The sequence below is a fragment of the Roseovarius sp. EC-HK134 genome, from assembly GCF_902498815.1.
GTDB classification, from domain to species: Bacteria; Pseudomonadota; Alphaproteobacteria; order Rhodobacterales; family Rhodobacteraceae; genus Roseovarius; species Roseovarius mucosus_A.
Window position 1 is genome coordinate 1,734,163 of the sequence record NZ_LR701544.1, and the last position, 13,848, is coordinate 1,748,010.

Here is a 13,848-nt window from a genome sequence, read left to right on the forward strand (position 1 = left end):
TCGTGGGCTCGGAGATGTGTAGAAGAGGCAGGGGGTTGACGGGGGCGGGTGGTCCTTGGTCGGGCATGGCACCTCTCCTTGACGGGGCTGTGGCGCATGGGTAAGCGAGGCGGGCAGAGAAATCCACCACGGAGTTGCGTCATGACCGAGGCGGCCTTTACCCCCCGCGTGTTTTCGGGAATCCAGCCCTCGGGCAACCTGCATCTGGGCAATTACCTGGGTGCATTGAAGCGGTTTGCCGAGGCGCAGAACAAGGGCATCCAGACGCTCTATTGCATGGTGGACCTGCATGCGATCACGGTTTGGCAAAACCCGGCTGATCTGGCCCGTGCAACGCGGGAATTGGCGGCGGGGTTCATTGCCTCTGGTCTTGATCCGGCCAAGTCCATTCTCTTCAATCAGTCTCAGGTGGCCGAGCATACGCAAATGGCGTGGGTCTTTAACTGTGTGGCGCGCATGGGGTGGATGCAGCGCATGACGCAGTTCAAGGACAAGGCTGGCAAGAATGCGCAGAACGCCTCGCTTGGTCTGTTTGCCTATCCGGCGCTGATGGCCGCCGATATCCTGACCTATCACGCCACGCATGTGCCGGTGGGCGAGGATCAAAAGCAGCATCTGGAATTGACGCGCGACATTGCGATCAAGTTCAACCATGATTACGGCGTCGAGTTCTTTCCGATCCCCGAGCCGGTGATCGAAGGGGCGGCGACGCGGGTGATGTCCCTGCGCGACGGATCGAACAAGATGTCGAAATCTGATCCCTCGGACATGAGCCGCATCAATCTGACGGATGACGCCGACACCATCGCCAAGAAAATCCGCAAGGCCAAGACCGACCCCGAGCCGCTGCCCTCTGAGGCGGCGGGGCTGGAGGTGCGGCCAGAGGCGCGCAATCTGGTGAATATCTATGCAGCGCTGGCTGATATGACGGTGGATCAGGTGATGGCCGAGGCAGGCGGCAAGCCCTTTTCCGAGTTCAAGCCGATGCTGGCGGATCTGGCCGTTGACCGCATCGCGCCGATTTCCACGGAAATGGCGCGGCTGATGCAGGATCTGTCCGAGATTGACCGGATTTTGGCGGATGGTGCGGCGCGGGCGCGCACGATTGCCGCGCCGATCCTGCGCCAGACCTATGAGATCATGGGCATGGTCGGCACGCGCGAGGTGTGAGGAGGCTGGCCTCTTGACGCCTACGGCTGCACGCCGCACTCTGCCCGCGACCCAAGCTGAGAGGCCCGACGATGACGCCCGAAGAGATTGCGAAACTGCCCTATCGCCAGTGCGTGGGGTTGATGCTGGTCAATGCGGCGGGGCAGGTGTTTGTGGGCCAGCGGATCGACAATGAGGTTCCCGCCTGGCAGATGCCGCAGGGCGGGATCGACAAGGGCGAGAGCGTGACCGAAGCCGCCCTGCGAGAGTTGTGGGAAGAAACCGGCGTGACAGCGGACAAGGTGCGCGTTGAGGCGGAAACGACCGGCTGGCTGACTTATGATTTGCCGCAGGAGATGGTGCCGCGCATCTGGAAGGGGCGGTATCGGGGGCAAGAACAGAAATGGGTGCTGATGCGGTTTCTGGGCCAAGATACAGATGTGAATATCGCCACCGATCACCCGGAGTTTTCCGAATGGCGCTGGTTGCCGCCCAGTGATCTGGAGGCCAATATCGTGCCCTTCAAGCGCGCGGTTTATTCCCGTGTGCTGGACGAATTCGGGGCGTTGCTGTGATCCGGGCGGCGGTTCTTGCGCTGGGCTTGGTGTTGGCGGGACCGGCGGTTGCGCTGAGTTGCTTTCCACAGGATGTGGCCGAGACCTATCGGCGCGCGGCAGAGGCGGCGGAGACCTATATCGTGGTGCATGGGCGGCTGGCCTTTGATCCGGCGCGTCTGCCCAGCACGGATATGATCCCGCAACAAAAGCCCGCGCATACGTTTATTCCGGCGCGGTTGACGGGGCAGGCGCTGACAAAGGGTGGGTTCGATCAGGCGTTTGATCGTGCCATCACGCTTGATGTGCAATGTTTTGGCCCGTGGTGCGCCTCGGCGGTGCCGGGGACCGAATATCTGGGGTTTCTGGAGCGGCGGGACGGCGGTTATGTGCTGGCGGTGGACCCTTGCGGCGGCATGGGCCATGCAGAGCCGACGCCCGCGATGCTGGACAAGGCGCTGCGCTGTCTGCAAGGGGGCGCTTGCACAGCTGAGCGCCGCTGAGGGCGGCCATAGCAGGGCTGGAAATTGGAACAAAAAGTGAACATACTGCATGGGTCTGGGAATCAGTGCCGCCATGCCCTTTGCCGAGCTTTCTGCCACGTCGAATTTCACCTTTCTCACCGGGGCGTCGCATCCTGAGGAGTATATCCGCCATGCCGCGGCGCTGGGCCTGTCGGGTGTGGCGATTGCCGATGTGAATTCGGTTGCGGGCATCGTGCGCGCCCATGCGGCAGCGCGCGAGATTGCGCGCGAGGTCGCCGCGCGGCAGGCACTGGAGGCACGGCAGGGGCCCATCGGGCCACCTGCGCCGCAGCCTGCAGCACCGCCCGATTGGGCCAATTGCCCGCGCCTCATTCCTGCCGCGCGGCTGGTGCTGCGCGAGGGGATCGAGATCACCGCCCTGCCGCTGGATCGCGGCGGCTGGGCCAGCCTTTGTCGCCTCATCAGCCTTGGGCGGCAGCGGGCGATAAAGGGCGCGTGCGATCTGGGGCTGGCGGATGTGCTGGCGGGGGCGGCGGAGCTGCATCTGTTGGTGCACCCGGCACCGGGGCGCGCGTGGCAGGCGCAGGTGCTGCAATTGGCGGCGCGCTGGGGGGGCTCTGTCGCGCTCTTGCTCAGCCCGCGCTATGACGGGCGCGATCCGGCGCGGTTCGAGCGGTTGGCGGGGCTGGCGGCGCGGCTGGGCCTGCCGACGGTGGCGGCGGCGGCACCGATCCTGCATCGCGGCTATCGCCGCCGTCTGTCCGATGTGCTGAGCGCGATCCGCCTGGGGGTGACGGTGGACCGGCTGGGCCGTCATGCGCTGCGCAATGCCGAACAGCGCCTGCGTTCAGAGGAGGAGATGCGCCGCCTTTTTGCGGGGCATGAGGGGGCGGTCAGCCGTGCGGCGGCACTGGCGGCGCGGCTGGATTTTTCGCTGGATGAATTGCGCTATGAATATCCCAGCGAGGTTGCCGAGAATGAGACCCCCGCGCAGCGGCTGCGGCGGTTGGCGGAGGCGGGGCTTGAGTGGCGTTATCCGGGCGGGGCGCCTGCGCGGGTGCGTGGCATGATGGAGCATGAATTGGCCCTGATCGCCAAGCTGCGCTACGAGCCTTATTTCCTGACCGTGCATGACGTGGTTGCCTTTGCACGCTCACGCGGCATCCTGTGCCAGGGGCGCGGATCGGCGGCCAATTCGGTGGTTTGCTATTGCCTTGGCGTGACCTCTGTCAGCCCCGAGATCGGCACGATGGTGTTCGAGCGCTTTGTCTCTGAGGCGCGCGACGAGCCGCCCGATATCGACGTGGATTTCGAGCATGAGCGCCGCGAGGAGGTGATCCAGTGGATCTATGAGCGTTACGGGCGGCATCGCGCGGGCCTCTGCGCCACGGTGATCCATTACCGCACCAAGCGTGCGATCCGTGAGGTGGGCCGCGCCATGGGCCTGTCAGAGGATTTGCTGGGCGCGATGACCTCGCAGATCTGGGGGCATGGCGGTGAGGGCGCGCTGGAGCCGGCGCGCCTGGCCGAGATCGGGCTTGATCCGCGCGATCCGCGTCTGGCGCGAACGCTGGCGCTGATCCGCGAGATCATCGGCTTTCCCCGGCACCTGAGCCAGCATGTCGGCGGCTTTGTCATCACCGAGGGGCGGCTGGATGAATTGGTGCCCATCGAGAATGCCAGCATGGAGGGGCGCACGGTCATTTGCTGGGACAAGGATGACATCGACGCGCTGGGTATTCTCAAGGTCGATGTGCTGGCGCTGGGGATGCTGACCTGTATCCGCAAAGCCTTTGACCTTTTGGGGCAGCATCGCGGGCAGGTCTATAGCCTGGCCACCCTGCCGCCCGAGGACGCCCAAGTCTACGAAATGCTGAGCCGCGCCGACAGTCTGGGGGTCTTTCAGGTCGAAAGCCGGGCGCAGATGAATTTCCTGCCGCGTATGCGCCCACGCACCTTTTACGATCTGGTGATTCAGGTTGCGATCATCCGGCCCGGCCCCATTCAGGGTGATATGGTGCATCCGTTCATCCGCCGTCGCAATGGCGAAGAGGCGGTCAGCTTTCCCTCGGATGATCTGGGCCGGGTGCTGGGCAAGACGCTGGGCGTGCCGCTGTTTCAGGAACAGGCGATGCAGATCGCCATCATCGGCGCGGGGTTCACCCCCGAAGAGGCGGACCGTTTGCGCCGATCGCTCGCCACTTTCAAGAAGCACGGCAATGTCAGTGAATTTCGCGCGCGGTTTCTGCGTGGCATGCAGGCCAATGGCTATGACAGCGATTTCGCCGAGCGTTGTTTTTCCCAGATCGAGGGCTTTGGCAGCTATGGGTTTCCCGAAAGCCATGCCGCCAGTTTCGCGCATCTGGTCTATGCGAGCGCCTGGCTCAAATGCCATCACCCGGCGATCTTTGCCTGTGCGCTGCTGAATTCGCAGCCGATGGGGTTTTATGCGCCCGCCCAGATCGTGCGGGATGCGCGCGAACATGGCGTGACGCTGCGCCCGGTCTGCATCAACGCCTCCTATTGGGACAATACCATCGAGCCGGACAGCCGGGGACGGCTGGCGCTGCGTCTGGGGTTTCGCCAGATCAAGGGCGTGGCGCAGGACGAGGCGGACTGGATCGCGGCGGCGCGGGGCAATGGCTATGTCGGCCCCGAGGATGTCTGGCGGCGGGCGGGGGTGGCCCCGGCGGTGCTGACACGTCTGGCCGAGGCGGATGTCTTTGCCGCACTTGGGCTTTCGCGGCGCGACGCACTCTGGCAGGCGCGGGCGATTGGGGCAGAGCGGCCCTTGCCATTATTCGCGCGCGATATTGATGGAGAGGGGATTGTCGAGCCTGCGGCGCATCTGCCCGCCATGACGCTGGGCGAGGAGGTGGTCGAGGATTATACCGCCCTGCGCCTCAGCCTGCGGGCGCATCCGCTGGCGCTCTTGCGTCACATCCTGACGCCACCGGGACTGTAGGGTTTGGGCGTGGCTGTTTCTTTATGGCCCAAATACTCCGGGGAGCGCGAGGGGCTGGCCCCTCGCACCCTTGGCCCGCTTTACATCGCCGCGAGCAGCGATTCGCCGGCGGTCACTTCGCAGGTGCCGGGGCTTTCCTCGACATGCAGCACCGTGACGGTGCCATCCTCGACCGCCATTGCATAGCGCTTGGAGCGCGCCAAGAGGCCAGCGGGCGGCGCGTCGAAATCAAGGCCGATGGCCTTGGTAAAGGCGCTTTCGGCGTCGGCCAGCATGGTGATTCCGGCCTCTGTGGCGCCGGTGGCCTCGCCCCAGGCCTTCATCACGAAGGGATCATTGACCGAGACGCAGATGATTTCATCCACGCCCGCGGCGTCGAACTGCGCCTTGGTGCGGATGAAGCTGGGGACATGCGCCGCGGAACAGGTGGGCGTATAGGCACCGGGCACAGCAAAGATCACCACCTTGCGGCCCGCGGTCAGGCTCTTGAGATCGACCGCTTCGGGGCCCTTTTCGCCCAGTTTCAGAAGGGTTGCATCGGGCAGTTTGTCGCCGGAAGAAAGGGTCATGGTCGTTCCTTGTCTGTCGAGGGTTTCGGGATGGATGTAGGTATAGGCCGGTGATAGGCAAGTGACCATGCCAAAGAAGGGGAAAGCAAGATGACGGGTGTCGTGGTGATCGGAGCGGGGCAGGCGGGGGCCTCGCTGGTGGCAAAGCTGCGCAGTGAGGGCTATGATGGACCCATCACGCTGATCGGCGAAGAGCCGGTGCCGCCCTATCAGCGCCCGCCCCTGTCCAAGAAATACCTGCTGGGCGATATGGCGCTGGAGCGGCTCTATCTGCGGCCCGAAAGCTATTATGCCGAAGCGGGTATTGATCTGCGCTTGAATGCGCGCGTCACGGCGATTGACCGCGCGGCGCAAGAGGTTGTGATCGGCACCGAGCGGCTGGGCTATGCGCATCTGGTGCTGGCCACGGGATCGCGCCCCCGCCACCTGCCTGCGGCGATTGGGGGGGAATTGGGGGGCGTGCATGTGGTGCGCACGCTGGCGGATGTGGATGCGATGGCACCCGGTTTCGTGCCGGGGGCGCGCGTGCTCATTGTGGGCGGCGGCTATATCGGGCTTGAGGCGGCGGCGGTCGCGGCCTCGCGCGGGATGCAGGTGGTATTGGTCGAGATGGCCCCGCGTATCTTGCAGCGGGTGGCGGCAAAAGAGACTTCGGATTATTTCCGCGCGCTGCATGGGCGGCACGGGGTGGATATCCGCGAGGGTGTGGGATTGGAGCGTTTGCTGGGTGACGGGCAGGTAAACGGTGCGCGCCTGACCGATGGGACCGAGGTGGCCGTGGATATGGTGATTGTCGGCGTGGGGATCGTGCCCGATACCGCGCTGGCCGAGGCGGCGGGGCTGGCGATTGACAATGGCATTGCGGTAGATGCCCAAGGGCGCACGTCTGATCCCACAATCTGGGCCGTTGGCGATTGCGCGTCTTTTCCCCATGGCGAGGGGCGTTTGCGCCTCGAGAGCGTGCCCAATGCCATCGACATGGCCGATTGTGTGGCGGGCAATATCCTGGGGGCCGCTGTGGCCTATGTGCCCAAGCCGTGGTTCTGGTCGGATCAATATGATGTGAAGTTGCAGATTGCGGGGCTGAGCACCGGCTATGACCGGATCGTGACGCGCGATGGGGCGGCTTCGGTGTCGTTCTGGTATTTCCGGGGGGATCAGTTGCTGGCGGTGGACGCGATGAACGATCCACGCGCCTATATGGTGGGCAAGCGGTTGATTGATGCGGGCAAGACCGCTGATCCGGCGGTGGTCGCGGATGCGGCGGCCGATCTCAAGGTGTTGCTGGGGTGAGGATCATCGGCGGGGCGCATCGCGGGCGGGCTTTGGCCAGTGTCGGCAAGGGCGATGTGGCGGCGCATCTGCGGCCCACGTCGGACCGGGTGCGCGAGGCGCTGTTCAACGTCTTGGCCGGGGGCTATGGCGATCCCGTGACGGGCGCGCGGGTGCTTGATCTTTTTGCGGGTACCGGGGCGCTTGGGCTTGAGGCGCTGTCGCGCGGGGCGGAGGCCGTGAGTTTCATCGAAAGCGGGCGCAAGGCGCAGTCGCTCTTGCGGCAAAACATTGCACTCTGCCGGGCCGAGGAGGAGACGCGCGTATTCCCTCTGGATGCGCGCAAGCCGGGGAATAATCCCATGGTGCCGCATGATCTGGTCTTTCTCGATCCGCCTTATGGCAAGGGGCTGGGCGAAGAGGCGCTGGCAGCGGCGCTGGCAGGGGGATGGATTTCTGACGGGGCGCTGATTGTCTGGGAGGAAAGTGCTGCAATCACCCCGCCTGAAGGGATGCGGATGATCGAAGAGCGGCGCTATGGCGATACGATGATCCGGTTTCTGGAGCGCGGGTAGGGTAGGTTTATGCCGGTTTTTGCCCCATGTGCCCCGCGCGGAATCAAGGCGCGTAGCGCCGCCGCGCGGATCGCTGGGCCGTCCCGCGGACCAGCGATTTGGAGGTGTGGCGCTGCTCTGGCGGGTCACACGGAATTTGCTGGCATAAAGTGGCATCCACTTCCGTTGCTTCGCTAGTCCCCGGCCCAGCGACGGCGCGCCTCAGTGCCAAAATCGGCAGCCCCTCTTACCCTTTCATCAACTCGGGCAAATCCCCTGTCAGCCCTGCGGCCTCGCGGATGAAGCCCCGGCGCAGGCGTGGCATATGGCTGATCGCGCCCATGCCAAGGTCGCGGGCGGTGCGCAGGATCGGGTTGTCGTTGGAGAAGAGCCGGTTGGTGAGGTCGGTGGCCAAGGCCAGCGTCGCGGTATCGAACCGCCGCCATTGTTGATAACGGGCAAGCACATCGGGTGCCGCGATGTCCTCGCCCCGGCGGTTGGCTTCGGTCATAACCTGCGCCAAGGCGGCCACATCACGCAGACCTGCGTTCAGCCCCTGACCGGCAATCGGGTGCATACCGTGGGCGGCGTCGCCGATCAGAGCGAGGCGTTCGGCGACAAAGCTGTTGGCCACCGTCAGGCTGAGCGGGTAGGTATAGCGCGCGCCGCGCAGCTTGATCGCGCCCAGAAAATCGCCGAAGCGGGGCCGCAGCACCTCCATGAAATCTGCATCGGGAAGGGCGGCAAACCGGGCGGCGGTGGCGTCTGTTTCAGACCAGACAATCGAGCTGACATTGCCCGGCAGCGGCAGGATCGCGAGCGGGCCGGGGGGCATGAAGAATTGATGCGCGATGCCGTGATGCGGTAATTCGTGTTCGATGGCGGCGACAAGTGCTGTTTGACCATAGCCCCAGCCGGTGCGCCGGATGCCGGCGCGCGCGGCTGTACCCGAGGCGCGCCCATCGGCCCCGATCAAAAGCCGCCCGGTCAGGGTTTTGCCCGAGGCAAGCGTGAGGGTAACGCCGGTGGCGGCGCTTTCTTGGGCTGTGACCGTGTCGTTGGAAACTTGGGTGATCAGCGGTTGCTCTGCCATGGCCTCGATCAGGGCGCGGCGCAAAAAGCGGTCTTCAAGCATATGGCCCATGGGGCCTTCTTCGATCTCGGCATGGTCGAAATGCAGAAAGAAGGGCGATGGCCCTTCGCCCGCGCGCCCGTCCGAGACCTTGATTTCCAACATCGGTTGGGCATGCTCGGCCACGCGGTCCCATATCCCGAGGTTTTGCAAGAGCCGCACGGAGGCGAGTGCCAAAGCATAGGATCGACCGTCAAAGGCCGCGTTTTTGCGGGTCGGTTCGGGCAGGGCGTCGATCACGGTGCTGGAAAGCCCGGCCTGTGCTGCGGCAAGCGCAAGAGCGGGGCCATTCAGGCCACCGCCGACGATGAGAAGATCGCTGTCATGTGTCATGCCGCCCAATATGTGCGTGCGCGCGGGATTGTCCATGCGCCGCTCTGCCGCTAGCAATGGTTTTTGAACGGATAGGGGAACGCGATGCAGAACTGGCTCAGGATGACGGCGGGCGATCTGGGGCGCGGCATTTCGCGTGGCGAGATTGACCCCGAGGCGCTGTGCGAGACCTATCTGGCGGCGATCACCGCCCATCCGCTGCGCGATCGCATCTACAGCGCTGTGACAGAGAGCCGCGCGCGGGCTGAGGCGGCGGCGGCATCGGCACGGGCCAAGGCGGGGCAACGTCTGGGCCTGCTGGACGGGGTGCCGGTCAGTTGGAAGGACCTCTTTGACAGCGCGGGTGTCGCGACCGAGGCGGGATCGGCGCTGTTGAAAGGCCGGGTGCCGGAACGAGATGCCGAGGTGTTGCGCAATGGCACGGCGGCGGGGCTGGTGTGCCTTGGCAAGACACATATGAGCGAATTGGCGTTTTCCGGTCTGGGGCTGAACCCGGTGACGGCAACGCCGCCTTGCGTGAACAACGCAGATGCTGTGCCTGGCGGATCATCTTCGGGGGCGGCGGCGAGCGTGGCGTTTGATCTGGCCCCCTGCGGGATCGGGTCGGACACTGGCGGGTCGGTGCGCATCCCTGCGGCGTGGAACGATCTGGTCGGGCTCAAGACCACGTCGGGGCGGGTGTCTTTGCAAGGGGTGGTGCCGCTCTGCCTGCGGTTCGACACGGTGGGACCACTGGCGCGCTCGGTCGAGGATTGCGCGCTGATGCTGGCGGCGCTGGAAGGGCGCAAAGCGGCCGATTTGCGTGGGGCTTCGCTCTTGGGGTTGCGGTTTGCGGCGCTGCGCACGGGCGTGATGGAGGATATTCGCCCCGAGCCTGCGCGTGCGCATGCGCTGGCGCTGGAGATGCTGCGCGATGCGGGCGCGGTGATCGACGAGATCGAAGCCCCAGAGGTGGCCGAGGCGCTACCGCTGTCGCCGGTGCTGTTCACGGGCGAGGCCTATGGTCTATGGCGCGAGGTGATCGAGGCGGCCCCGGACAAGATGTTCGCGCCGATTCTGGAGCGGTTCCGCAGTGGCAAAGATATAAGTGCGGCGGATTATGTGGCGGGCTGGCGCAAGTTAGAGGCGCTGCGTGCGGCGTGGACCGCGCGGGTTGCGGGCTATGATGCGGTGCTCATGCCCTCGGCCCCCAACCTGCCGCCGGATCAGGCGCGGCTTTTGGCGGACCCTGACTATTACGTGACCGAAAATCTGCTGACCCTGCGCAATACGCGGGTGGGCAATCTTTTGGGGCTGTGTGCCGTGACGCTGCCCACAGGGGTGCCCAGCTGTGGGCTGATGCTCTGCGGTCAGCCCTATGGCGAAGAGCGGCTGTTGCGGGTGGCGCAGGCCGTTGAGGATATTCTCTGCCCCCGGCGCGAGGACTAAGGCCATGCATCCCAATCCTGCTTTTCGTCAGACACCGAACGAGCGCAATCTGGAATTTGCCCGCGCGCGGGGCTTTGGCATTCTGGCCGTTTGCAGCCCCGAGGGGCCGCTGATGAGCCATATTCCGTTTCTTTTGAATGCCGACGGCACGCGGGCCGAATTTCATCTGGTGCGGTCAAACCCGATTGCGCGGCTTTTGAGTGGGCCGTTGCGCGCGCGGTTGGCGATAGAGGGGCCGCAATCCTATGTCTCGCCCGATTGGTATGGGGTCGAGGATCAGGTGCCCACGTGGAATTACGTGGCTGTGCATCTGGTGGGCGAGGTCACGTTGCAGCCGCAGGAGGGGATGCGCGACCTTTTGGATCGGCAATCGGCGGAGTTCGAGGCGCGGCTTGCGCCCAAGCCGGAATGGCGGGCCGAGAAGATGACACCCGAGGTGCTGGAGCGGATGATGCGGCAGATCGTGCCCTGTGCAATGCGCGTGGACGAGATCGCAGGCACGTGGAAATTGGGGCAGAACAAGCCCGAGGATGTGCGCCTGCGCGCCGCCGATCATCTGGGGCCGGCGGGGCAGGGGCAAGAGAGTGACTTGTTGGCGGAGTGGATGCGCGCGCCGCCTGCGTGAGCGGCTTTACAGCGTTGGGGGCTGCGCCTAGGGTCGCGGCGAACATCTAAAGGAGCGCGCCATGAAACTGATTTCCTCGCCATTGTCCCCCTTTGTGCGCAAGGTCCGCGTGCTCTTGCTGGAATCCGGGTTGGACGATCAGGTTGAGGTGGTCGATGTGACCACCACACCGCTTGAGACCGATCCGCAGGCGGCGGCGGCCAATCCGCTGGGCAAGATACCGGCGCTGGTGCGGCTGGACGGCCCGGCGATCCATGACAGCCGGGTGATCACCCGCTATCTGGATGCGCGCGCTGATGGGCGGTTTTATCCCGAGGCGCGGCTCTGGGAGGTGCTGACGCTGGAGGCGATTGCCGAAGGGATCATGGAGGCGGCGCTGGCGATGACCTATGAGGCGCGGTTCCGGCCCGAAGAGATCCGCTATGCCCCTTGGGTCGAGGGGCAATGGGCCAAGGTTGCACGGGCGCTGGAGGCCGTTGAGGGCCGCTGGATGAGCCATCTCGCGGGGCCGCTCGATATGAGCCATATCGCGCTGGGCTGTGCGCTGGGCTATCTTGATTTCCGCCATGATGCGCGCGGCTGGCGGGTTGGGCATCCGGCGCTGGAGGCGTGGTATGCCAAGATGGCCGCGCGCGACAGCATGATGCGAACAGCCCCCGCATAAGCCCCGCCAACAGGCGAGAGAGGGGGGCCATGGCGCTGTCTGATTTCGCGATAGAAGCCGGTCAAGCGCGACAGATGCGCGCTCTGACCAAATCTTGGGGTAATGCAGGCTGGACGGCCCCCCAAAGCCCCGCTAAATAGCCGCACAGACTGGCCATGGGAATCCCGTGGCCTAACATCGTATGAGGCCGATTGCGGCTCTGATATATAGGGAGTAATTCTCGTGTCCCACGCAGAAGATCACGAAGGCACCCGGAGGGATTTCCTCTATTATGCGACCGCAGGCGTCGGTGCCGTGACCGCAGGTGCGGCCATCTGGCCGCTCATCAACCAGATGAACCCTTCGGCGGATGTGCAGGCGCTGTCCTCGATCCGCGTCGATGTTTCGGGTGTGGAGCCCGGCACGCAGATCAGCGTCAAATTCTTGGGCAAGCCGGTTTTCATCCGTCGCCGCACGGAAAAAGAGATCGAAGCTGCCCGTGCCGTTGAGCTGGCGGAACTGCCGGACCAGAATGCACAGAACCGTAATGACCTCGCGCTTGATGCGTCGGACCAGAACCGCACGCTGGATGAGGCGGGCGAATGGCTCGTGATGATCGGCGTGTGCACCCATCTGGGTTGCGTGCCGATTGGCGACGGATCGGGCGATTTTGGCGGCTGGTTCTGCCCTTGCCACGGGTCGCATTACGACACGGCTGGCCGTATCCGCAAAGGTCCGGCGCCTGAGAACCTGTGGATTCCCGTCGCCACATTCCTCGACGAAACCACGATCCAACTGGGATAAGGAAACGCGCAAATGTCCGGAATTCCGCACGATCACTACGAGCCCAAGACGAGTGGCGAGAAATGGCTGCATTCGCGCCTGCCCATCGTCGGCTTGCTCTATGACACCATCATGATCCCCACGCCCAAGAACCTGAACTGGATGTGGATTTGGGGGATCGTTCTGACCTTCTGTCTGGTGCTGCAAATCGTTACCGGCATCATTCTGGTGATGCATTACACGCCGCATGTCGATCTGGCCTTTGCCAGCGTTGAGCATATCATGCGCAACGTGAATGGCGGCCACTTCATCCGCTATCTGCACATGAACGGCGCGTCGCTGTTCTTTGTTGCGGTCTATCTGCATATTTTCCGCGGCCTCTACTATGGGTCTTACAAGGCCCCGCGTGAGGTGACATGGATCATCGGCATGCTCATCTATCTGATGATGATGGGTACGGCGTTCATGGGTTACGTGCTGCCTTGGGGCCAGATGTCGTTCTGGGGGGCCACGGTGATCACCGGTCTCTTTGGTGCGATCCCGTTCATCGGCGACTCGATCCAAACGTGGCTTTTGGGTGGGCCGGCGGTGGACAATGCCACGCTGAACCGCTTCTTCTCGCTGCATTATCTGCTGCCGTTCGTTATTGCCGCACTGGTTGCGCTGCATATCTGGGCGTTCCACACCACCGGCAACAACAACCCAACCGGGGTTGATGTGCGCCGCACGTCCAAGGATGAGGCCGCTCGCGATACTGTGCCGTTCTGGCCCTATTTCGTGATCAAAGACCTGTTCGCGCTTGCCGTGATCATGGTGGTGTTCTTTGCGGTTGTCGGCTTTATGCCCAACTACCTTGGCCACCCCGACAACTACATCGAAGCGAACCCTCTGGTCACGCCTGCGCATATCGTGCCGGAATGGTACTTCCTGCCGTTCTACGCGATCCTGCGCGCCTTTACCGGCGATGTCTGGGTGGTGATGTTCGCCAGCTGGATCACCGGTGGCATCATCGACGCCAAGTTCTTTGGTGTGTTGGCGATGTTCGGGGCGATTGCGGTCATGGCGCTGGCCCCGTGGCTTGATACCTCTTCGGTGCGGTCGGGCCGCTATCGTCCGATGTTCAAGTGGTGGTTCTGGCTGTTGGTGATCGACTTTGTGGTCTTGACCTGGGTTGGCGCAATGCCCGCCGAGCCGCCCTATTCGACCATCTCGTTGATCGCGTCGGCCTATTGGTTCGCCTATTTCCTGGTGATCCTGCCGCTCTTGGGCGTGATCGAGAAACCTGAGGCCCAGCCTGCCACCATCGAGGAAGACTTCGATGCGCATTATGGCAAGGCCCACACGCCCGCCGAATAA

General features: G+C 64.0%; 13 protein-coding genes. 11 read left to right on the forward strand and 2 right to left on the reverse strand.

Features of this window, described 5'->3' with window-relative positions; translation table 11 throughout:
- Nucleotides 1–141: 141 nt before the first annotated feature.
- From trpS to GC127_RS12205, 4 genes are all read left to right on the forward strand, one after another.
- Nucleotides 142–1,170 carry a tryptophan--tRNA ligase gene (gene trpS / locus GC127_RS12190; RefSeq protein WP_151978342.1) on the forward strand — a complete coding sequence of 343 codons (1,029 nt, stop codon included), beginning with the start codon at nucleotides 142–144 and terminating at the stop codon, nucleotides 1,168–1,170.
- A gap of 71 nt (nucleotides 1,171–1,241) precedes the next feature.
- The gene (locus tag GC127_RS12195) at nucleotides 1,242–1,724 is read left to right on the forward strand and encodes an RNA pyrophosphohydrolase (protein WP_151978344.1); all 483 of its coding nucleotides are present in this window, start codon (nucleotides 1,242–1,244) and stop codon (nucleotides 1,722–1,724) included.
- Nucleotides 1,721–2,206 carry a hypothetical protein gene (locus tag GC127_RS12200; protein ID WP_151978346.1) on the forward strand — a complete coding sequence of 162 codons (486 nt, stop codon included), beginning with the start codon at nucleotides 1,721–1,723 and terminating at the stop codon, nucleotides 2,204–2,206. The genes GC127_RS12195 and GC127_RS12200 overlap by 4 nt, the downstream gene beginning before the upstream one ends.
- Nucleotides 2,207–2,255: 49 nt before the next feature.
- A complete protein-coding gene (locus GC127_RS12205; RefSeq protein WP_254700097.1) occupies nucleotides 2,256–5,153 on the forward strand; it encodes an error-prone DNA polymerase in 2,898 nt (965 codons plus the stop codon).
- Nucleotides 5,154–5,233: 80 nt separating this feature from the next.
- Here the strand turns inward: GC127_RS12205 and GC127_RS12210 are convergent, their stop codons facing one another.
- On the reverse strand, nucleotides 5,234–5,722 hold the full coding sequence (locus tag GC127_RS12210; protein WP_037298091.1) for a peroxiredoxin: 489 nt from the start codon (nucleotides 5,720–5,722) through the stop codon (nucleotides 5,234–5,236).
- A 90-nt stretch (nucleotides 5,723–5,812) separates the two neighbouring features.
- On the opposite strand from GC127_RS12210, the gene GC127_RS12215 reads away from it, so the two are divergent.
- Together GC127_RS12215 and rsmD are read left to right on the forward strand one after the other, a co-directional pair.
- A complete protein-coding gene (locus GC127_RS12215; RefSeq protein ID WP_081507793.1) occupies nucleotides 5,813–7,015 on the forward strand; it encodes an NAD(P)/FAD-dependent oxidoreductase in 1,203 nt (400 codons plus the stop codon).
- Nucleotides 7,012–7,569, forward strand: a complete 558-nt coding sequence (gene rsmD, locus GC127_RS12220) for a 16S rRNA (guanine(966)-N(2))-methyltransferase RsmD (protein WP_151978348.1) — start codon at nucleotides 7,012–7,014, stop codon at nucleotides 7,567–7,569. The genes GC127_RS12215 and rsmD overlap by 4 nt, the downstream gene beginning before the upstream one ends.
- Nucleotides 7,570–7,795: 226 nt before the next feature.
- Here the strand turns inward: rsmD and GC127_RS12225 are convergent, their stop codons facing one another.
- Nucleotides 7,796–9,049, reverse strand: coding sequence for an FAD-dependent monooxygenase (locus tag GC127_RS12225; RefSeq protein WP_151978350.1), 1,254 nt, complete (start codon nucleotides 9,047–9,049; stop codon nucleotides 7,796–7,798).
- 48 nt (nucleotides 9,050–9,097) lie between these two features.
- On the opposite strand from GC127_RS12225, the gene GC127_RS12230 reads away from it, so the two are divergent.
- From GC127_RS12230 to petB, 5 genes are all read left to right on the forward strand, one after another.
- Nucleotides 9,098–10,441 carry an amidase gene (locus GC127_RS12230; RefSeq protein ID WP_151978352.1) on the forward strand — a complete coding sequence of 448 codons (1,344 nt, stop codon included), beginning with the start codon at nucleotides 9,098–9,100 and terminating at the stop codon, nucleotides 10,439–10,441.
- 4 nt (nucleotides 10,442–10,445) lie between these two features.
- Complete coding sequence (locus GC127_RS12235; RefSeq protein ID WP_081507797.1) at nucleotides 10,446–11,066, forward strand: FMN-binding negative transcriptional regulator; 621 nt, start codon at nucleotides 10,446–10,448, stop codon at nucleotides 11,064–11,066.
- Nucleotides 11,067–11,127: 61 nt separating this feature from the next.
- Nucleotides 11,128–11,730, forward strand: coding sequence for a glutathione S-transferase (locus GC127_RS12240; protein WP_008281821.1), 603 nt, complete (start codon nucleotides 11,128–11,130; stop codon nucleotides 11,728–11,730).
- Between the two features lie 222 nt (nucleotides 11,731–11,952).
- Nucleotides 11,953–12,513 (forward strand): ubiquinol-cytochrome c reductase iron-sulfur subunit, encoded by a 561-nt coding sequence (petA, locus tag GC127_RS12245; protein WP_008281822.1) that lies wholly within the window; start codon nucleotides 11,953–11,955, stop codon nucleotides 12,511–12,513.
- A gap of 12 nt (nucleotides 12,514–12,525) precedes the next feature.
- A complete protein-coding gene (petB, locus tag GC127_RS12250; RefSeq protein ID WP_008281823.1) occupies nucleotides 12,526–13,848 on the forward strand; it encodes a cytochrome b in 1,323 nt (440 codons plus the stop codon).

Excerpts from the sequence above, each read along its gene's own strand:
- petB (WP_008281823.1), top strand. The coding sequence starts at position 12,526 with ATGTCCGGAATTCCGCACGATCACTACGAGCCCAAGACGAGTGGCGAG.
- GC127_RS12225 (WP_151978350.1), bottom strand. The coding sequence starts at position 9,049 with ATGGACAATCCCGCGCGCACGCACATATTGGGCGGCATGACACATGAC.
- GC127_RS12205 (WP_254700097.1), top strand. The coding sequence starts at position 2,256 with ATGGGTCTGGGAATCAGTGCCGCCATGCCCTTTGCCGAGCTTTCTGCC.
- GC127_RS12230 (WP_151978352.1), top strand. The coding sequence starts at position 9,098 with ATGCAGAACTGGCTCAGGATGACGGCGGGCGATCTGGGGCGCGGCATT.
- GC127_RS12240 (WP_008281821.1), top strand. The coding sequence starts at position 11,128 with ATGAAACTGATTTCCTCGCCATTGTCCCCCTTTGTGCGCAAGGTCCGC.
- GC127_RS12195 (WP_151978344.1), top strand. The coding sequence starts at position 1,242 with ATGACGCCCGAAGAGATTGCGAAACTGCCCTATCGCCAGTGCGTGGGG.
- GC127_RS12215 (WP_081507793.1), top strand. The coding sequence starts at position 5,813 with ATGACGGGTGTCGTGGTGATCGGAGCGGGGCAGGCGGGGGCCTCGCTG.
- GC127_RS12210 (WP_037298091.1), bottom strand. The coding sequence starts at position 5,722 with ATGACCCTTTCTTCCGGCGACAAACTGCCCGATGCAACCCTTCTGAAA.
- GC127_RS12235 (WP_081507797.1), top strand. The coding sequence starts at position 10,446 with ATGCATCCCAATCCTGCTTTTCGTCAGACACCGAACGAGCGCAATCTG.
- trpS (WP_151978342.1), top strand. The coding sequence starts at position 142 with ATGACCGAGGCGGCCTTTACCCCCCGCGTGTTTTCGGGAATCCAGCCC.